The sequence below is a fragment of the Pseudoalteromonas sp. SD03 genome, assembly GCF_040937955.1.
Lineage (GTDB): Bacteria > Pseudomonadota > Gammaproteobacteria > Enterobacterales > Alteromonadaceae > Pseudoalteromonas > Pseudoalteromonas tetraodonis.
On sequence record NZ_CP162515.1, the window covers coordinates 143,002 to 163,857 of the forward strand.

A 20,856-nucleotide genomic window follows, 5' to 3' on the forward strand; every position below is an offset into this window, starting at 1 on the left:
ATGACTAGTTAATAGGGATGCCATAAACTTAATTCAACTGTAAAAATGAAAAAAAACGCATTTTTTTTAATTTATTTACTAAATAACCCTAAAAAGAGTAGGGATTGCTCATTTTTTGTAATTTGGGAGCTTATTTATTATCTGGTCTGATGAGTTTGGGTGTGATATAAATTTAGCAAATAACAGCAAAAGGACATTATTTGTGCACTTTGAACAATTATTAAAACAAGCAGCCCAAGCGAGTCAGGAAACTGACCCGTTAACCGATACCATGCAGTTTCCTGCTAACTGGTGCCAAGGTCGTACTGCTTTTGGTGGCCTCTCTGCTGCGCTACTTTATCAAGCAATGCGCAATAAAGTTGATTCATCAAGAAGACTGCTTTCTTTAAGTACAAACTTTGTAGGGCCATTATTGGCTGAAAAACCGTTTTCATTTTCGGTAGAAATATTACGTGAAGGTAAAAGCAGTACCCAAGTGCTCGCCAAAGCGATTCAAGATGATGCGGTGTGTGTCATTGTGCAGGCCTGTTTCGCCAAAAATCGTAACTCATCAATTAATGTGCCGGTATCAAAGTCGTTAACCTTACACCCTGTAAACGAAGGCCATTGTTTAGGCTTTGTACCTGGGAAAATGCCAGAATTTTTTCAGCATGTTGATTTATGCCCGCAACAAGGCGCCATGCCGTTTAGTAGTGCGCAAACCTCTCACCTTGGTGGTTGGATGCGATTTAAACACACGCCTGAAGAAATTACAGAAGCTCATGTTATTGCTCTTACTGACGCATGGCCGCCAACATTACTACAAATGTTTAAGCAACCTGCACCGGCTAGTAGCATGTCGTGGTATTTAGAATTTGTACAAGCGCCTAATTTAGCACCAGGTGAATGGTTGGGTTTTGAAGCAATCACTCATCATTCAAAAGATGGCTACGGCTTAGAAGATGGCTGTATTTGGTCGCAATCGGGTGAGCTTATTGCACTCACCCGCCAAACGGTTGCCTTATTTGATTAATTAAAAACGAGTGAAGTCGCGCTGGGTATATTGCTTATCTAAGTTAAGCATTATGGTGCGATATTCACCGCTTTGAATTATATTTGCTAAGCCTTTGTCAAACTGCTGTCTCAGCAAATCATTGTTAAAATACGCAGGCCTTGCCGCAGGTGGAAAAATAGCATGAATAACAAAATCTTTAGTGGCATTGGTTTTTTGATATTCCTTTAAGTAGTGAAGAAATATACGCCTATCGAGAATAATCGTATCAACCCACCCTGCCATTAAATGGTGTATCTGCGCTTGTTGATTGAATACCTCTTCATAGCCTCTCAAGTTTTCCAAGTTATGACCAAATTCTTTGGGTAAATAAGCAGGCGCATTTTGAAATGCTAAAACACTTTTAGTCGCCAGATCGTAAATACTATTAATAGTGAAGTTACTCTTTTTAAGACTCACCACCACATTCTCATAACTAACAACCGATTGGCTTCGATATATGCCAGCAATTAAAATACCCGAGTAATTTAATGCAATATCAACATGGCCTTGATTCAATAAAGCATCTGCACGCTGATTTGACATGTAATGTACATCAACCTCATTTATGTCTTGATTGTTAAGTGCTGCCTTTACAATCTCGAGCTGAATACCTGAATCATTTTCACTTATTACATAAGGCGCAACAGTAGGGTTAGCCGCAATTATGACTCGTTGCTGCTTAATATCATTAACAAATGCAAAACTATCGCCACATAAACACACTAAGGCCAATAAAAATACAACTTTCACTCTTTCACCTAATCCGTTTTTATTTTCAGTTATTGGGGTTACTTTTCTTTAGTAATTTAGCCGCAGCGTTTGTATTTAACTATTATTTATAGCAATATTTAAATTATTGAATTAATTATAAGCTAACATTTTGCAAACTGCCTGCCCAAGCTGTGATCTTATCATTGATATTCCCGAGATTAATGCCAAACAAGTGGCATTGTGCCCACGCTGTAGCCATAAAGTCCGCGGTATTAATATAAACCATGACACTGAAATAGTCGCACTGAGTTTAAGCGCATTATTAATGTTGCTCAGCAGTATGTTTTATCCGTTTATCTCTTTTAGTAGTAATGGCATTACCCAAACTATTACTCTGCCCGACGCAGCACGGATTTTATTTAACTATGATAGTGACTTACTCGGCCTATTTATTGATATCAGCATTATTATTCTGCCTATGAGTTTACTGATTATTTTGATCCCTTTGCATTTAGGCGCACTCAAAGCACTGCCGCAAGCAGTTGCAAGAAAACTATTAAAATTCACATTAACGCTAGAGCCTTGGATCATGTCAGAAATATTTCTGATTGGTGTTTTAGTTAGCATGGTAAAAATAATGTCATTGGCTGAGGTTAGCTTTGGTATCAGTTTTTTTGCTTATGTGGGATTTGTTATTTTTTATGTTAGTGCATTAACGCGTTTAAATCGTGCTAGGCTATGGTCACAAGTAAGCCCTGCCACTACACTTCAAAATACTTCAAACGCTGAGCGGGCTATTGATGAGAATATAAAAGCCTGCCATGTTTGCCATCAACTGAGCGTTGAATCAATTTGTCCTCGTTGCCATAGTAAAACGTATTTAAGAAACCCCAACAGCGTACAAAAAGCGGCTGCATGGTTAGTTACTTCTCTGATTTGTTATATTCCTGCGAATTTACTGCCCATTATGTACACCATCAGCCTAGGGGATGAAACACCTGCAACCCTTATTTCGGGTGTTATTGCGTTATGGAGTAGCGGCTCGTATCCTATTGCAATTATTATATTTTTTGCCAGTGTAGTGGTACCGTTAGCCAAAGCGCTTATTTTGAGCTTTTTGTGCTTTATGGTTACAAAACCCGCCAACCTGCATACAAAAGGTTACACAAAAGTGTATCAACTTACTGAATTTATAGGTAAATGGTCTATGATTGATGTGTTTGTTGTGGCTATATTAGTTGCACTGGTGCAGCTAGGAAACTTAATGTCGGTTACACCAGGTTTGGGCATCGTCTTTTTTACCGTTATGGTATTATGCCAAATAATGGCGGCACACGCATTTGACCCTCGCCTACTGTGGGACTCACCAAAAATAATAACGCAGAGAATAAAGCATGACTAAAACAGCTAACGTAGCACAAAAATCAAGTATTTCTGCAATTTGGATTATTCCTGTGGTTGCCTTATTTGTTGGTGTTTGGATGCTTTATCAGTATCAATTAAATAAAGGGCAAACAATCTACATCACTATGCCCCAAGCAGAGGGGATTATTGCTGGTAAAACAGAAATAAAAGTGCGAAGTGTTAAAATAGGTCAAATTGATCACGTCCGCCTTTCTGACAGCCAAGACAGTGTAATTGCCCGAGCACAAATAGATAAAAACTATGATAATTTACTCACCGAAGATGCCAGTATTTGGGTAGTAAAGCCACGCATTGATGAAACTGGGATCAGTGGTATGAGTACCCTACTTTCAGGGGTTTATTTAGAGCTTTCACCGGGAGAAAGTAACCGACTTAAAAAGCGCTTTACCCTGCAAGAAGAGCCCGCATTAATTGGTAAACATGTTCAAGGTGGACGCTTTAAGTTACTCAGTTACAATGCTGAGGTACTTGATGTGAGTACTGGTATATTTTTTAAAAACTACAAAATAGGCCAAATAGAAACCGCCACCTTTGATTGGAAAAACCAAGCAATGCAATACGGTATTTTTATTAAAGCCCCTTATGAGAACCTGATCACTTTAAACTCTATTTTTTGGGTTAACTCAGGTATTGAGATAGATCTTTCTGCTGATGGCATAAATATTAATACCGGTTCACTAAGCAAATTATTAAAAGGCGGTATTTCTGTTGGCTTACCTGATCAGCAAGCCCCTGGCGATTTAGCACAAGATGGTCATAGCTTTTCTTTGAGTCAAAGTTATAAGCAAGCTTTAGAAGAGCGTTTTTATGATTTTGATTATTACCTTATTGAATTCGAACAATCGATTAGAGGACTCCATGTTGGTGCGCCAGTTGAGTATAGAGGTACTCGCGTCGGCACAGTGGTTGAAGCGCCCGCCAATGTAATTATAGATGGGAAACCGGCTCATTTTCGCGCTAAAAATACCGCAGTTCCGGTATTGATAAAAGTAGAATATGGTCGTTTATACCATATCACCTCGGTAGCAAAAGAGTATTGGGAAACAAGCGTTAACGAGTGGATTGAAAACGGCATGAGAGCGTCACTTAAACCGGGTAATTTGCTAACCGGTGCAGTTTACGTCGATTTTGACTTTTATACCGACACCCCAAAAAGCGAGCTTAAAAAGCTTGCTCAATACGATGTGTTTCCTAGTGTATCGAGCGGTATAACGGTACTTGCCGATCAAGTATCGGATGTACTTAATAAAGTGAATAATTTAAAAATTGAAGACAGTTTGGCAAAAATGCAATCAACCTTTAGCGAGTATCAAGCTCTGGCCAGTGAGATGCGCACATTATTAAATAAGCCCGATACACAAAATTTACCTGGCGACTTTAATCGTAATCTCGAAAAAATAACCAAAAGTATGGAACAATTTGAAATAACCATGCGCCAGTTTGATAAAACCATGGCAAGCTATCAAGCAGGCTCTCAAATGCACTATCAACTTGAGCAAACACTGCTACAAATTAAACGTTTAACAGAAGAGTTTCAGCCTCTTACCCGTGGCTTAAACGAGCAACCTAATATGCTCATTTTTGACAAATCACTACCTAACGATCCACAACCGAGGAAGCAATAATGAAGGCACTATTTTTACTTTTAACGGGTGTGATCTTTATCAGTGGTTGCAGCTCTGCTATTCAAACAACAATTCAGTATTACCAATTTGAGCAGCCCATTAATGACTCTTCGCGAAATGTGCAAGATACACAGGCACAACTGCGCGTGCAAACAGTTACCCTAAGAGGCGCATTGAATAATCGGGGTATTGCTATGAAAGTAGATAGTAATCAAATCCATGCTGCTAATTATCATCTATGGGGTGAGTCGCCAGATGTTATGCTCAGTGCCAGCGCGCAGCAAACATTATTTAATACCATGACAAACTGGATGGTTATTAAAGGCTTACCCGTTATTACTGACCAACAGCAACAAACATTTTACGAATTAGAATACGAACTACACCACTTTAACGGTGATCTGCAAGGTAATGCAGATATTTCAGGGCTATGGCGTTTATACTACACTCACCCAGAATCGGGTAGGCGTTTACTAAGCATCCATAATTTTTCATCTGTTATGCCAATCAATGATGATGGCTATGATTCATTGGTGGCTACTCTTGAAAAAATGTGGCAACAAATCAACATCCTTGCGGCAAAAGAAATTGAAAAGCGCGAATTTAATTTTTCTCCGTATTAAGTAAATATACATCTACCGCAATGTTAGTGCTTTCTATGATCACTTGACCTTGGGTTTTAAAACCGAGCTTTTGTAATACATTTTTTGATGCGCGGTTATCACAGCGGGCGATCGCCGTAACCTGTTTAATCCCCAAGTTTTGTCTATGGTTTAGCAAGGTATTTGCCGCCTCAAAAATATAGCCCTTTTTTTCAAAACCGTCTTTTAGCGCAAACCCTAAATCGGGATATTGCAGAACAGCTCGCTGATAAAACCCAACAATACCAACTAGTGTTTCATCATGTAATGCGATTATATAAGGCCCAAAGCCATGCTGCTTATGGGCAGATATAAAACTGTCTTTGATGTATTTTTTAGCGTCGTCTAAGGTATAAATACCTTTATCACCAATGTATTTGGTGAAATTAGCCTGATTAACCAACTTAAATAACTCTGCCGCATCTGCTATTTGTGCGAAGCGAATGTGTAAGCGCTCTGTTGTAAAAGCAATATTCAAAATAACTCCTAATAAATTTTTAACGACCCGATATTTTTTTATTGACTGAAATAAAAAAGAAGATTATTTTTGCGCCGATGTTTTTAAAGGCACAACAATAGCGGCATGCATTCCTTGCGCCGTCTGGCGCCAAAGCCAACGCGTTTCACTAAAACTATTAATTTAACATAATTTTTTAAGTGCCCTCCACGCGTGCAAAAGCAGTGACTTGGAAAATGATTTAACAACAAACTTATCATCTTCTTTGTTTTTGTATAAGCAGTTTACTTTTTAAATCTGCTTTTAATTTTGTGATCTTATAAATGCTTGAACCTTCTGCGTTAACTCTACTGCCGCCTGCGGTAGTGGTTGTATTGGCTGTTGTTTTACGCCGCCCTATTTTATCGTTACTGATTGGTGCATTAGTTGGCCTTGTTTTAGCTGACCCTAGCAAAGTTCTCTCAAATTTTGCCAGCACATCACTCAAAGTAATGACTGATGAAACCATTGGTTGGTTAATACTTGTGTGTGGCGGCTTTGGTGCGCTTATTGCCTTATTAGTGCGCACTGGAGGGGCTTCTGCGTTTGGTAGTTTGGCTTTAAAGTACACCCGAGGTAAACGATCCTCCTTATTTATGACCTTTTGTTTGGGTGTCGTGATATTTATTGACGATTATTTAAACGCGCTTACCGTGGGTGAAACCATGAAGCGGATCACCGACAAATTTAAAGTGAGTCGTGAAATGCTCGCTTACGTTGTTGATTCAACGGCAGCGCCTATTTGTGTACTCGTCCCTTTGTCAACGTGGGCTGTATTTTTTGGTGGCCTGTTAGTGGATAACGGCATTGCAGAAGAAGGCAAAGGCATTGCCGTTTATATTCAAGCCATTCCGTACATGTTTTATGCCTGGTTTGCGGTGTTGACTGTGGTGCTGGTTATTGCCGGCGTGATCCCTACTTTTGGCCCCATGAAAAAAGCCGAGCAACAGGCGCTAACTCACGTTCCTACTTTAGAGCCTGCGATTTATACTCAAGTACAAACCGCCGATGAATATGCAGTAAAAGCAGCGGAGGAACACTTTGAAGATGCGGATCCTAAAGGTAAGTTATATAACTTTCTGTTGCCGATTATTTTATTAGTCGCATTTACCGTATATTTTGAAATAGATGTGTACAAAGGTCTATTAGCGACAATGGCTGTCACTTTGCCATTTTATGCGTTACAAAAATTAATGAGCTTTAGCGAAATGATTGAGCGTATGCTGGATGGTTTTAAAAGTATGATCCCCGCAATTGGAACCGTGATTGCCGCCTTTATTTTTAAAGATGTATGCGATTTAATTGGCTTGCCACAATTTGTGATTGGCAGCTTAAGCCCGTATATGACCGCTGGCTATTTACCTGCGGTGGTATTTATTGCGATGTCGATATTAGCGTTTGCGACGGGTTCAAGTTGGGGGATTTTTGCGGTTTCAATTCCTATTGTCATGCCCCTTGCGACGGCGGTTGATGCAAATATTCCATTGGTGATTGGCGCATTACTTTCAGCGTCTTCATTTGGTAGCCAAGCCTGTTTTTACTCTGATTCAACCGTACTAGCAGCACAAGGCTCTGGCTGTAATTTGATCAGTCATGCTGTAACGCAATTACCTTATACCTTAATTGCTGCAGGCTTTGCCATAATTGGCTTTTTACTTATGGCCTAACATGGCAATGGTAGCCATTTTACTAAAACCATAATTAACGCCGTTAAAACAAAACCCAGTCAACAATGGCTGGGTTTTGTTTAGTTTTTGAGTAATTTCAACTTACTTTTGCAATTTTATATCGCTGTAGTAAGCATCTAAACTCGTCACTTTAGTTTGGTTTGGCAAATCAGCGAACTCGCTATCACTAAACTTACTGCCACGTAATTGCACATTTAAGCGGGCTGCTTGTGGATTTAACATGGTTTGCTGGTAGTAGTCTTTAATATCAGCAAGGGTGACCTTTTCTACTTCTGCAATTAGCTTTTGTTTTGAATCAAAATCAAAGTTTTCACGGTACCAATCGTTAATCAATGGACTCATTTCGTCACTTAAATTCTTTGGCTGTTCTTTTAACGAGACCAACGTTGCATTTTTAAGCTGTGCAAATGTCTCTTCACTCATGGCATTAAGCTCAGAAGCATACTCTTTTTTGAACTTATCAAAGCGTACTTGAATTTCTTTTGGCCCTTTAACCGGCGTTTGAATAAACAATCCAATACCAGAGTAATCCTCAATAGGACGCGCTAATGCCCCTACCGCATAAGCTAGTTGTTCTTCGGTACGCATTTTGTCAAACGCGATTGTTCTAAAGTGTCCTTGTAAAACCGCCGCCTGCGCTTTTTGTTTGTAGCCTGGCGTTGGGTGAATGGTCATATCGACAACGGCTACATCGGCTACATCAATATCTTTGTGTAATACGCGCGCTTCACCTAGTTGTGGTAACCAAGCTTTACTGCGGGCAAACTCAGATTTTGTATGATTATTTGGTAAAATAGCCGTTAATTCAGCAGCAATGGCATCAATATCTTTTTGGTTATAGTTACCATAGCTAAATACGCGTAAGTTATTATTCGCTAAGGTGCTTTGTTTTAAGGCTTGTAAATCAGCGAGTGTCAGTGATTGAGCTGCCTTAATAAGCGCGTCAGTATCAAAACTACCGGTTCGAGTCAGTTTTGAATATTCACTAAACGCTTGTGCATACGGGAACTGTTTTTGCTGATTGAGTAAATCACGTTGATAACGGTCAATCGCTTGGTTAAATGCTTGCGCTGAAATTTTATCGTCAAATCCAGCTAACGCTTGTTTAAGTAAGGTATCTTGTTTATCGGTAAAACCACTTAATGATAAAACTAAACCATTGCTTGAGCTTAAATTAACATTCATACCGGCAATAGCCGCTTCGGTTCGTAGCTGACTTAATTGAGTGTTATATAAATCTGCCCACACAGAATAAAGGACGGTTGAGTTAATATCACGCAACCCTGTTTGTGTGTTGATATACACCTCAACTAAACCTTTGGGTTGCTCTGCAAACTGCTGGCTTGCTTGGCGCCAAATTTTTACACCGTTTTTATCATAGCTAAGTTCTGGGTGTTTTTGCTCTTTAAAAGCCTGCGTTTTAATTGCAAAACTCTCTGGCAGTAAGTTGTTAACACTTGGTAAGGCTAAATTAAATTCACTTGGTTTTTCCCAGCTGGCAATTTCTGCGTCGCTAATATCACTAATTCGGTATTTACCATCATAAAAATGTAATTGTGAATCAGTGTCTTCTTGTTGAGAAATATACCAAACACGTAAGGTGTCTGCGTTAAGTTGTTTTAGTACATTATTAACCGCATCAGCATCAAACTTAGCGTAGTAGTATGGTGCGTTTATCGCATGATTTAACGGATAATCTTGCATGCTTTGAGTCAGCGCACTGACGTAGTTAAACTCATCGCCTTTTTCTAAAAATTTAAACTGGTTATTCAAAGAGGTACGAATTTCATTAAAGTACTTACTATTAACACCTTCACGTTTAATTAAATCAATATATTGCATAATAGTCGCAACAATGGCTTCGCGGTTTTTCATGCCCTCATCAGTCAGCTCTATGTTCACATTTAAAGAGCCATAGTTACCATATTGATTTGGTGAAGCAGATGCTGATAACTGCGATACCCAGCCTTTATCACGTAATATTTGTGCTGGGCTACCTGGCATTTCATTGCTAAGTAAATAGGCAACAAAACGATTAGGTTTTACTGCAAATTCAGTTTGATTATTAGTGATTGTAAAGTCGAGCTGTAATTGTTTAACGTCTTCGTTTGGCGAGTAAAAAACACGTTTACCACCGGCATTATCAAAATCTAGCTTGGCTGATACTTTTGGCTTTTCAATATTTTTATTTTTAATATCAGCGAAGTATTTTTCTGCTTTTTTCTGCATTTCTTCAAGCGGTAAATTAGAAATTAACGCCACTTTCATAATATTTGATGAATAATATTTATTATAAAAATCAACAGTTTCTTTGTGTAATGAACTATCAGCTTTATCGCCTAACGTTTCAAGGTTACCAATTAAGAATCGATTAGCTGGGTGTTCACCCATCATTTTACGTGCAAGTTTAAATTGGCCAAAAAAGTCCATTTCACGACGCATTGACCACTCAGCATTCACTGCGTTTTTTTCTTTTTCTGTGTATTCTGGGTAAAGCTTAGGGGCTTTAAAAAAGTCTGAAAAGCGGTCTAAGCCTTCATCAAACGCATCGTTATTAATTTTAAACATGTAGTTTGTAATATCGAGCCACGTATAGGCATTATGCGCTCCGCCGTTTTTAGTCATAAAATCGGAGTACCCTTTAGTGTCAGGGTAGCGCTCAGTGCCTAAAAACAACATATGTTCTAAATAATGCGCCATACCTTGCTGGCTCATTGGGTCGTGCAGCAGGCCGACGCCGACACTCAATGAAGCAGCCGATTTTTCTGCGCTTGGATCAGAAACTAAAATCACTTCAATATCATTGGCAAGTGTTAGTGTTTTGTATTCACGATTATCGTTAGGGCTTACAACAAGCGTTGGTGATAAAAGTGATGTTTGTGATGATTGAGATGATTGAGAAATAGTGGCGGTATTCGAACAACCGCTTAATATTGCCAGTGCAATTGCACTTAAGCCGATGATGTGTTTCATTTTAGTTATATCCATTGCTGTTAAATATGGGCTTAGTGTTATAAAAAAGACTAAATCACTTATAAACTACCATTATCAATTAATACTATGCTACTAATTAGTACTTAATTGTGTAACACATTGTGAATAGTTAATATAAATAATAAGGTAAGTTATGGAAAAGATAATAATAATAGCCATGTTCGTTCAGGTAACACTTTCATTAGTTGTGATGGTAATAATGGGAAAACGACGTTTTGCGGCGGCTAAAAACAAACACATACAGTTAAGTGACTTTGCTGCTATGCGACTTGATAATGCGGGCGATCATGTCAGAGTCGCTGATCGTAATTTTAGCAATCAATTTGAAATACCTGTGCTTTTTTATGCGGGATGTTTGCTTGCTTTACAGCTTAATATGGCGAGTGTCCCTATTGCAGTCTTGGCGTGTATATTTGTAGCGACACGCATTATTCATAGCCTCATTCACCTTGGTAGTAATCATTTAAGAGCCCGTTTTAGAGTATTTTTGCTAGGCTGCTTAGCTGTGTTTGTAATGTGGGTAATGTTACTGGTGAGCGTACTTTACAACTAGGGTCTGATGACCTTTCAAGGTTAAATTTGCAGCAGTCTGTTTGGTATTTAGGCAAGGCAGAGCCTATGTGGTGTGGTTATTCCCCATAAATAGGCGATAACGCAGCATCAATGCCAAACAGGCGGTGCCCTTCGGGTTCTGCCTAGGGGCGGTTTACTCTTTGTTGCTCGGTTTTTACTTAGCCCACTAGGTTACAAACCTCGCGCCGCGATTAAACCGCCCCTAGTTTGAACAAATTGTAATCCGCAAAGATCAACAGACCCTAACTAAAAAAACGGCGGCTATGATAAGTCGCCGTTATTTTTATGGCTTATTTAGTGCGTTTTAACCTAGGTGCTACAAGCAATAGTGCGCCTAATAACCATGCCATACTGCCACTAGAGTCTGAACTTTGTGGTGGTGTCACTTCTACGTTATCAATTAATGTATTCTCTTTAGGTGTTAAATTTTGTGCTGAATTAGGATCGTCATCAAGCACAACCACCGTTTGTATTGATACTAAGTTTTGATTACTAATAACCACATTTTCATCTGAACATTGCTCTTTAGTAATACCAACCAATGGTACCTCTGCACAATGAACTAAGGCCGCTATTTTATCTAAAGTTTCTTGGCTTTGTGCTGTTATTTGTCCGAAAACGGTAAACCCACCATTTTGTAAATCTAAGTTTTGGCTGTTATCACTCATATTAAAAAACCATTGGCTAGTGGCGCTGTTTTCGTTGCCGCCCTGCTTTGCCATGGCAATTGTGCCTTTTACATTTGAGTAAACAGGTTCGTTAATAACCGCTGGCTTGGTTGTAATGGGATCCATTTTGTCAGAAAAAGTAAAACCTCCTCCTTGAATGACAAACTTATCAACAGAGCGGTGTATTACTGTTTGTTTATACGCTGCATCATTAACATAACTTAGGAAGTTTTCTACTGTTTTAGGTGTTTGTTGATCAAACAAGTTAATTTCTATCGTTCCTTGGCTCGTTTGCATTTCGACTATGGTTGCTGCGCTTGAAAAGCTCGCTGCAGTTAAAATTGACGCTAAGATAAGCTTCTTCATTATTATTCCTATTTTTTATTGTCATTAGGCGTCATAGAGTAGTGTTATTCATTTTATAAATCGATACATAAGCACTTAACGCTACAATTCATATCAAAGTAATTACACTGCAGTTACAACTGTTTACATTTTAATTTTAAACACGTGATGGAGAGTTAATTGTCTGAGTGCCTTGGTGTACATCACGGTGACTCTTTTTTAATTAACTTTAAGCCTAGCAAGGTACTTAAAAAGCCCCTTATCAATCACTCTTTTTTTGTTATTATCAGCCTACACAGTGATAGGAGTAAATATAATGGCAAACAACACGACTATTTGTGACTTTGGGCTACACCAAGGTGAACCATACACCCAGCTTCCCGTCAGCTTTTTGAAATGGATGATTGATGTAAATCATCAAAAATCTCAATACGCACATGATGAGCTCGCACGCAGAAAACGGGTTGTAGAGCAGCAACGTGAAGTCTCATTGGCTGAAAAATATGAATAAGTGCGTTTTTTTAACCTCGAACTAGTTTAAACTAGCCGCCTACTATACTGAGTTTTGTTAATCGATAGGTATTTTATGCGTACTCTTGTTTTTCTCATTTTATTTCTTGGTTTATATGGCTGTGCCAGTGACTCTGTCAATAAACCTGCAGTACACTATTTAACTGTTCTTCATACCAATGATAATCATGGTCGTTTTTGGCATAATGAAAAAGGCGAATATGGTATGGCTGCGCGTAAAACCCTAATCGACCAGCTAAGAGCCGATGCAAAAGCACAAGGGCATCAGGTTTTATTATTATCAGGTGGCGATATTAATACCGGTATTCCTGAATCAGATCTACAATTTGCTGAGCCCGATTTCAAAGGCATGTCGAAAATTGGCTATGACGCAATGGCACTAGGTAACCACGAGTTTGATAATCCATTAAGTGTATTAAGACAGCAACAGCAATGGGCTAATTTCCCTCTTTTATCGGCTAATATCTTTGATAAACAAACTAACGAAACTATTTTTGAGCGTTATAAAATATTCAACAAAGGCGGCTTAACCATTGCTGTAATTGGGTTAACAACGACAGACACCGCTAAAATTGGTAACCCGCAATACATTGGTCACTTAGATTTTAAAGATCCGGTTGAGATAACCGCCTCACTTACCCAAACATTAAAAGCAAAATACAATCCTGACATTACCATTGCGGTAACGCACATGGGGCATTATGTAGATGCCAATTATGGGATAAATGCTCCAGGTGATGTCACACTTGCTCGCTCTTTAGATAAAAATGCCCTTGATATGATTATTGGTGGCCATTCCCAAGAGCCAGTGTGTATGGCTGCAGAAAATGTCACAGATGAGAATTTTAAGCCAGGTTTAGCCTGTAAACCTGATCAGCAAAATGGAACCTGGATAATGCAAGCCCATGAATGGGGTAAGTATGTGGGTAAAGCGGAGTTTAAATTAGAAAACGGTCAATTATCACTGCTAAGTTATCAATTATTGCCCGTTAATTTATACGTAGATAAAAAGCAAAAAGACGGTAGCGTAAAATCCGTACTTGCTGCAAATTACATTAAACCAGATCCAGCGCTACAAACCTTTTTAGCGGCGTACCAACAAAAAGGGGCAAAACAAATTGAGGGTAAAATTGGCTTTGTGAATGACAGACTCGAGGGTGATCGTAACAAAGTACGCTTTGAGCAAACTAACCTTGCTCGCGTTATTATTCAAGCGCAAATGAATACCGTAGGTGCCGATTTTGGCATTATCAGTGGTGGCGGTGTTCGCGATAGCATCAATGCGGGTGACGTGAGTTATAAAGACATACTCAAAGTACAGCCTTTTAAAAACCGTGTCGCTTATATCGATTTCAAAGGCAATGATATTTTAACCTATTTAAATGTCGTGACGCGTTTCCCACCAGACTCTGGAGCCTACATGCAATACCACAACTTAGCCTTTGAGCTTAAAGAGGATCAAGTAACTAACGTGTTCATCGCCGGCAAGCCGCTTGATATAAACAAAACATACCGCATGAGTATTAATGAATATAATGCTTCTGGTGGCGATAGTTACCCTAAAATTACTCACATGAAAGGATTCGTAAGCACCGATGAAACGGACTCTCAGGCATTAAAACGATTTTTTGCAGAGCACAGCCCTGTTGATGCACATGAGTTTGCACCTAAATAGTAATCTGTATTGAACAGTGATGAGTGTCATTGATATATAATGACACTCATAATTCAGGTTTATGTTATCACCAAGCCAATTTAAGCGCACTTCAACCCACAAACCTCTCACACTCTATTTAAGTTAGTAGCTCTCTTAACCAGAGTTAAGATTAAGTAGCAAAGCACGATTACTTTCCTATTATTTCTATATTTCCTTGACCCACATTTGCTAACCCATAACTGTGCATTCGTGAGCGTGAGCCCTCTCCAAATGCTTTCGGTGGGTAGTATAATCCCTTTTGTTCAGGGCAATCATTTAACACATCATCCAGTGACGCACGAATTTCACTCAATGTTTTCTCTAGACTGTTATTAAAGTTTGGACGTTTTCTTACTGTATGACCAAGCTCAACTAAACGATAGAAATATTTATTGGCAAGCTCTATCAATTCCTCGGGTACATTCTTGTTATGATTAAGCTTGATCTCTGGATTGTTAGTGCAATATTCCACAAGCGCTAAATAAAAACATAACGGTTTGTTTGCCAAAGCTACTTGGTGCTCCAAAGAAACGCTACTCGATAATGTTTTACTTTTTAAATCAATAATCAGGGTTAATGGTTTTGACTCTGTAGTATTTGATTCTGCGTGAACAACCTGTTTTTCATCACTTTTTTTAATATAGGCTAATTTTATTAGGTATGTTAGTAATATGCTAAGAATAAAAAGCATCCCATAAATAGCTACCACATCACCCGTAAAATACGGCTGTCTCAAAGAGAAAACGATGAACACCACACCATTATTACTATTTAACTCTCGAATAAACTCTGTGTAAGTTTTTAAAGAAGCATCAAATTCATGCTGTGGCGTTATAGCTACAACCTCAATACCGGTACTATCAATAAAGGTGTTTAAGGTTTGAATATAATTAAGTAAAGCTGCTTTATTACCTGAGTGTTTAAGCAGCTCATTAGATAAATCTAACAAAGGTAAGTCTAAAGCGATTCGTTTTTCTATTTGTATTATTTGTAATTTATTTACTTGCTGTTGTTTTTGCATTGTCGAAATATAAAAAACAGACGAGAAAACCAAGAATAAAAAAATTGTGCATATTATCCATATTAACCTATTCATTACGATTCCCCTATAAAGGTAACGGCGTAACTGTTGCACTGCCAATATGGCTCAACATCTTGATAATATTGAAACGATTGTTCTTTAGACATACTCAATAAGTGAGACTGTACAGCACAGAGTAAATCAGTATTGTTATGCTGCATTTTTAAGTACCAACGGGTGCCTGCCACATTACTACTAATAGGCGTAATATAATTTTTTGAAAAACGCTGACTGTCACTTTCTCTCCAAAAAGAGGCAATAAGGTCTACTTCCCCGTTCGCCAATAATTCTCTCAACTCATTGTGTGAACTCGCATAGGTTATTTTTAGCTGAGCAATGTTTAGGCCTAGCTCTTTAAAGGCTTGTTTGGGTAAAATGTGTCCTGAGCGACTCGTTGGATAATCTAACAGACCGATTTTTTTATCTAAAAAATATTGTTTGCTGATCTTAGGTTTTTCTTTTGAAGAGATAAAAAATGCAGTGTAATCAGAAAAGCCAACCACAGGCTGATAGTTGTAAGTAGATTCAGCCTTAAACGCATCCATAATATTATTTTTCGCTAAAATTAAATCTGCAATACCTTTACCTACAAACTCTAAGCTATCAACGGTTCTATATCCCCAATAGCCAATGACAGAGCCATACTGTTTTGCCACTACTTTGTCGCCACAGAGATTTTGAGTAAGTAATTGAGCAACGTATTTTGAGGGGGTAAATACTATAAGTTGACTCTTATTAGCCGTTGCCGTTGTTTGACATGTCGTTGATGTCTCTATTATTACTGGAAACGTTATATCTTCCTCGCCCACAATAACTTGACCTGAAAACCAACTTAGCAACACGCCCAGAAACATAAATGTAACAATTGCTGTTTTATGCAACATTAACTTCTTAATATTCAAAAAACACCCGTTTAAATTAGAGTAATAGCTCATTTGAACAATTTTAATTACTTATTACAATAGGTAATTTTACCTGTCAAACCCAAGCCATTGAATAAAAACAACTTTAAACAAGAAAATATGAATATTATTGAGTCCTTTCTATCAACTAAAAAAATGAGGACAATTGACCTTATCAGCGTTTACAAAATAAATGTCACACTACTAGGATGCTTCAATGTACAAAAATGTAAAATATTCGCTTTCTTTAACACTTTTAATTAGTGCAATATTTGCAAGCACAGATTGTAATGCTTGGGGCCAAAACGGGCATCGTGTAGTGGGTAAAATTGCAGAGTCGCACATAAGCGAAACTACTAAGACTGCACTTATCCCCTATCTCAACGGCGAATCTTTAGCTCAGATTTCAACATGGCCTGACGAAATGCGATCTGCACCAGGTGACTTTTGGCAAAAAAAATCATCTCGTTGGCATTACATTAATGCTGATGACAACGCGACCTTTAGTTTTGACCACGACCACACTAAACACAAAGAATCAGTAACAAACATATTAGAAGGCATTCACTACTCTATCCGCGTGTTGAAAGATGATAAATCAAGCCTTGCGGCCAAACAGTTTAGCTTGCGTTTTTTGGTGCATTTAGTGGGTGACAGCCATCAACCATTTCATGCAGGAAGAGCAGAAGATAGAGGCGGCAATCGCGTTAAGGTTTCTTTTTTTAACCAACAAACCAATCTTCATAGCTTATGGGATACCAAGTTAGTAGAAAACGAAAACTTATCTTTTACTGAATACGCTCAGTTTATAAATACCAACAACAGCGAGCTAATTAGTGAATATTTACAAAGTACACCAACAAGCTGGCTTGAAGAGTCGCACAACTTAGCCCTAAAAATATATGAATCAACAGAAGAACAGATTAGCTACGACTATATCTACAACAACACCCCTATTGTGAAAACACGCTTGCAACAAGCGGGAATTCGCTTGGCTGGATTGTTAAATACATTATTTGATCCTGCTAACACGCAATCAAAAATGGCCTTAACACAGCAAACACAAAAATAAATTTAGTTTCTAACTTAAATCATCTACATGGGAAATCAACATTATGACTAAGCTTCGCCTTTCGAAATTAACTGGGGCTGTAATTCTAGCTCTAGGAGTTTCAACAAGCGCTATGGCTGCTGACACTTCATCTGCAATGCGTGGTAAAATAACCACACCTTCAGGTGCGAGCGCTGCAAACGTTAAAATTAAGGTCGTTCATCAACCAACCGGCACAATTAGTGAACTAACGACCAATGAAAGTGGTACTTTCATTGCGAATGGTTTACGTGTTGGTGGACCTTACACTGTGATCATCGACTCTGATACGTTTAACGATACTACCGTTGAAAACATCTTTTTAAACCTTGGCGAAACTTACCGATTAACATCGCAATTAGCGCCGCTAAACATTGAAAAGATTGAAGTCTCTGGTTATAAAATTGTACAACAGTCAGGTGGCTCTAGTAGTACGTTTGGCGAAGATACTATCAATAATATGCCTAGCTTTAATCGTGACATTAAAGATATCGCACGTTTAAATCCGCTTGCGAGTATTAATGGCAGTGGTGAGCTAACTTTTGCTGGCAGCAACCCACGTACGAATGGTTTAACCGTAGATGGTATTGGCCAAAATGATGACTTTGGTTTAAGTTACGGCGGCTACCCTACTTCACAGCCTCCAGTAGCCCTTGATGCAATTGAGCAAATATCTGTTGACGTTTCTCCATTCTCTGCCTCTAAAGGTAACTTTGGTGGTGGTACTATTAACGCGGTAACTAAGTCAGGTACTAACGAACTTAAGTTTTCTGGTTTTTACGAAACATCAACACCTGATATTGCTGGCGATGTAGACAGCATATCTCAAGTGTTTGCTGATAACCGCCCTGTTTTAGATGACGATGGTCACCGCACATACATTGTTGAACAAGTAGAACCTAACCAAACTGAAAAACGCTACGGTTTTAATGTTGGCGGCCCACTTATAGACGATACCTTATTTTACTTTGTTAACTACAATAAATGGTCAAGCGAACTAGATTTAGACTATGGTTTCGAAGGTTCAGGCGCAACCAACGAATACGATGTGAGTGAAGAAAGCTATAACCGTTTCCTTAATATTCTAAATAACGAATACGGCTTAACAGACTCTCTTGGAGGCGACCCTAAAGACACCAACGAAACATTACTTGTAAAATTAAGCTGGAACATTGCTGATGATCATCGCTTAGATTTTACCTATCAGTGGCAAGATGACAAAGATGAAACAAACTTTGGTACTGGTGGCACATCAGTTCAGTTTGCATCAAGTCGTTATACCTACGCAACCAAGTTTAATAACTTTGCTACCAAGCTATATTCAGATTGGAATGAAGACTTTTCAACTGAAATCGGTATTGCATACAAAGATGTATCATCGAGAAGTTTAACAAATTCTGATATTGGTAGCGTTAAAGTTGAAGAATACTTCCGCGGGCCTTCTTATAACTTTGGTACAGATGAGTTTCGCCATGCAAATAGCTCAGCAACAGAAAATTTAACACTTTCTCTTGATGCCACTTATTTAATGGACGAGCATGAAATTAACTTTGGTATGCAATATGAGTCGTTAAACTTATACAACCTTTTTGCAGCTAACTCTCTCGGTTCATGGGAATTTGATAACTTTAATGGTTTCGAAAATCGTGAAGTAGGTAACTACAAAGGAAAATACGATTTTAGCTACAGCAATGCCTTTACAAATAACCCTAATGACACTGCTTACGACGCAACCCGTAATCAATTAGCACTTTACATTGAAGATACTTTTTATGTTGGTGATGATTTAGAAGTAACGGCAGGTGTTCGTTATGAGCGTTTATCTTCTGATGATAAACCAACACTCAACGAAAACTTTTTAAACACCTATGGCTTTAGCAATCAAGAAAACCTCGATGGGTTAGATATTATTCTACCGCGTATTGGCTTTAAGTATTACGCTACAGAAGCATTAACAGTTAACGGTGGTGTAGGTCGTTTCCAAGGTGGTATCCCTAACGTTTGGTACAATAACTCATTCCAAAACGATGGCATTACTTTTGTAGATGCACCTCAAAGTGCTATTAACGATTATTATACTAATAATCAAGCTGATATCACTCAAGTACCAGATGCCATAAAAGGCTCTTTAGTTCAAGGTGCAGGTAGCACTAACTATGTTGATCCTAACTTTGAACTACCGTCAAGTATTCGTGCACAACTTGGATTTGAGTACGACTTTGATTCTGAATTACTAGGTGAAGGCTTTAAATGGCAAGCAGAAATTGCTTATCACAAAAAAGAAAACGAAGCTGTGTGGCATAACACCGCCATTAAACCTGTAGGTGTAGCGGCCGACGGCGAGCGTATCATCTATGAAAGTATTTACAGCGGTGATTTAGCTGATAACTTTGATATAGCAATGACTAACTCAACTGATGATGGTCGTTCTGTTATTATTACAACAGCACTAGCTAAAGAGTGGGAAAATGGCCTTTATATTTCAGCAAGCTATGCACATCAAGATGTAACAGAAGCGTCTTCAGGTTCTTCATCACGTGCACAAAGCAACTATCAGTACAATATCACTAAGAGCCGAAATGAAGACTTTGCTGCCCGTGGTGCATATGAAGTAGAGCATAGCTTTAAAGTTAATTTAGCGTATAACACTGAGTTCTTCAGTGGCTATGCCACAAGATTTAATGTGTATTTTGAACGTCGATCTGGTCGTCCATTTAGCTATACTATGGGTATGTATCAAGATAGTGATTTAGGTGATACGCGTGACTTTTATTCAAGCTCAGCTTATTTAGCGTATATTCCAACTGGTGCAGATGATACCAATGTAAATTGGGATGAATCAGGGCTATCATGGAGTGAACTTGAAACACTACTTAATAGAGCGGGTATTTCTGAGCGAGGTCAAATCTTAGATCGTAACTCAGGCACGCAACCATGGGTTACCACTATGGATATTAGCGTTAAACAAGAGATCCCTGGTTTTGCAAAAGGTCATAGCGGTGAGGTTTACTTTATGATTGATAACTTTGCTAACTTATTAAACAGTGATTGGGGCGTAGAAAAGCGCTTAGGTTTCTCTGACCAAGCAGTTTACGACTTTGGCGGCTTAGACGATCAAGGTCGTTATATAATTGATAGCAGATTTAATGGCGCTGATGTTCGTAACTATAGCCAATATCAAACTAGCTCGTCTGCTTGGCAAGCTAAAATTGGTGTTAGCTATAAGTTTTAATACATAGCCTGTACATCAAAAACTCGTAAAATTAAAAAAGCCATTACATGCATGTAATGGCTTTTTTTATGGAAAAAATCACTTTTCATCTGTTTGTCATAAAAACTACTTACTATTTGCACGGT

16 protein-coding genes are annotated in these 20,856 nt (G+C 38.5%); 10 read left to right on the forward strand and 6 right to left on the reverse strand.

Annotated features, from left to right (window positions below; translation table 11 throughout):
• Positions 1–202 precede the first annotated feature (202 nt).
• On the forward strand, positions 203–1,012 hold the full coding sequence (locus ABZP26_RS17100; protein ID WP_368485787.1) for a thioesterase family protein: 810 nt from the start codon (positions 203–205) through the stop codon (positions 1,010–1,012).
• Here ABZP26_RS17100 and ABZP26_RS17105 read toward each other — a convergent pair whose 3' ends face one another.
• Positions 1,013–1,783: a substrate-binding periplasmic protein gene (locus ABZP26_RS17105; RefSeq protein ID WP_368485788.1), complete on the reverse strand. Its 771-nt coding sequence runs from the start codon at positions 1,781–1,783 to the stop codon at positions 1,013–1,015. It lies immediately after the preceding gene.
• Between the two features lie 193 nt (positions 1,784–1,976).
• Here ABZP26_RS17105 and ABZP26_RS17110 point away from each other — a divergent pair, with 193 nt between their 5' ends.
• The 3 genes from ABZP26_RS17110 to ABZP26_RS17120 are packed head-to-tail and all read left to right on the forward strand — an operon-like array spanning position 1,977 to position 5,417.
• Positions 1,977–3,146, forward strand: a complete 1,170-nt coding sequence (locus ABZP26_RS17110) for a PqiA/YebS family transporter subunit (RefSeq protein WP_368485887.1) — start codon at positions 1,977–1,979, stop codon at positions 3,144–3,146.
• Positions 3,139–4,794, forward strand: coding sequence for an intermembrane transport protein PqiB (pqiB, locus tag ABZP26_RS17115; RefSeq protein ID WP_368485789.1), 1,656 nt, complete (start codon positions 3,139–3,141; stop codon positions 4,792–4,794). The genes ABZP26_RS17110 and pqiB overlap by 8 nt, the downstream gene beginning before the upstream one ends.
• Positions 4,794–5,417 (forward strand): PqiC family protein, encoded by a 624-nt coding sequence (locus ABZP26_RS17120; RefSeq protein ID WP_350314595.1) that lies wholly within the window; start codon positions 4,794–4,796, stop codon positions 5,415–5,417. Before pqiB ends, ABZP26_RS17120 begins: the two co-directional genes overlap by 1 nt.
• Here ABZP26_RS17120 and ABZP26_RS17125 read toward each other — a convergent pair.
• Complete coding sequence (locus ABZP26_RS17125) at positions 5,398–5,913, reverse strand: GNAT family N-acetyltransferase (RefSeq protein WP_368485790.1); 516 nt, start codon at positions 5,911–5,913, stop codon at positions 5,398–5,400. The two genes, ABZP26_RS17120 and ABZP26_RS17125, sit on opposite strands and share 20 nt — an antisense overlap.
• 302 nt (positions 5,914–6,215) lie before the next feature.
• Between ABZP26_RS17125 and ABZP26_RS17130 the strand changes: the two genes are divergently transcribed.
• A complete protein-coding gene (locus ABZP26_RS17130; protein ID WP_368485791.1) occupies positions 6,216–7,598 on the forward strand; it encodes a Na+/H+ antiporter NhaC family protein in 1,383 nt (460 codons plus the stop codon).
• 102 nt (positions 7,599–7,700) lie between these two features.
• Here ABZP26_RS17130 and ABZP26_RS17135 read toward each other — a convergent pair whose 3' ends face one another.
• Complete coding sequence (locus ABZP26_RS17135) at positions 7,701–10,592, reverse strand: insulinase family protein (RefSeq protein WP_368485792.1); 2,892 nt, start codon at positions 10,590–10,592, stop codon at positions 7,701–7,703.
• A 154-nt stretch (positions 10,593–10,746) separates the two neighbouring features.
• Between ABZP26_RS17135 and ABZP26_RS17140 the strand changes: the two genes are divergently transcribed.
• Positions 10,747–11,166 carry an MAPEG family protein gene (locus tag ABZP26_RS17140; RefSeq protein ID WP_028834120.1) on the forward strand — a complete coding sequence of 140 codons (420 nt, stop codon included), beginning with the start codon at positions 10,747–10,749 and terminating at the stop codon, positions 11,164–11,166.
• 310 nt (positions 11,167–11,476) lie between these two features.
• On the opposite strand, the gene ABZP26_RS17145 is transcribed toward ABZP26_RS17140, so the two are convergent.
• Entirely contained in the window at positions 11,477–12,220 is a 744-nt protein-coding gene (locus tag ABZP26_RS17145) for a peptidylprolyl isomerase (protein ID WP_128583026.1), read from the reverse strand.
• A gap of 295 nt (positions 12,221–12,515) precedes the next feature.
• On the opposite strand from ABZP26_RS17145, the gene ABZP26_RS17150 reads away from it, so the two are divergent.
• Both ABZP26_RS17150 and ushA read left to right on the forward strand, forming a co-directional pair.
• Positions 12,516–12,710: a hypothetical protein gene (locus ABZP26_RS17150; RefSeq protein ID WP_013463154.1), complete on the forward strand. Its 195-nt coding sequence runs from the start codon at positions 12,516–12,518 to the stop codon at positions 12,708–12,710.
• 75 nt (positions 12,711–12,785) lie between these two features.
• Positions 12,786–14,405: a bifunctional UDP-sugar hydrolase/5'-nucleotidase UshA gene (gene ushA / locus ABZP26_RS17155; RefSeq protein ID WP_368485793.1), complete on the forward strand. Its 1,620-nt coding sequence runs from the start codon at positions 12,786–12,788 to the stop codon at positions 14,403–14,405.
• Between the two features lie 169 nt (positions 14,406–14,574).
• Here ushA and ABZP26_RS17160 read toward each other — a convergent pair whose 3' ends face one another.
• Together ABZP26_RS17160 and ABZP26_RS17165 are read right to left on the reverse strand one after the other, a co-directional pair.
• Positions 14,575–15,522: a hypothetical protein gene (locus tag ABZP26_RS17160; RefSeq protein ID WP_058155920.1), complete on the reverse strand. Its 948-nt coding sequence runs from the start codon at positions 15,520–15,522 to the stop codon at positions 14,575–14,577.
• Complete coding sequence (locus tag ABZP26_RS17165; RefSeq protein ID WP_368485794.1) at positions 15,522–16,391, reverse strand: hypothetical protein; 870 nt, start codon at positions 16,389–16,391, stop codon at positions 15,522–15,524. Before ABZP26_RS17165 ends, ABZP26_RS17160 begins: the two co-directional genes overlap by 1 nt.
• A gap of 235 nt (positions 16,392–16,626) precedes the next feature.
• Here ABZP26_RS17165 and ABZP26_RS17170 point away from each other — a divergent pair, with 235 nt between their 5' ends.
• A complete protein-coding gene (locus ABZP26_RS17170; protein WP_024600936.1) occupies positions 16,627–17,481 on the forward strand; it encodes a S1/P1 nuclease in 855 nt (284 codons plus the stop codon).
• Positions 17,482–17,524: 43 nt separating this feature from the next.
• Entirely contained in the window at positions 17,525–20,731 is a 3,207-nt protein-coding gene (locus ABZP26_RS17175; protein ID WP_368485795.1) for a TonB-dependent receptor, read from the forward strand.
• The last annotated feature ends 125 nt before the right edge of the window (positions 20,732–20,856 follow it).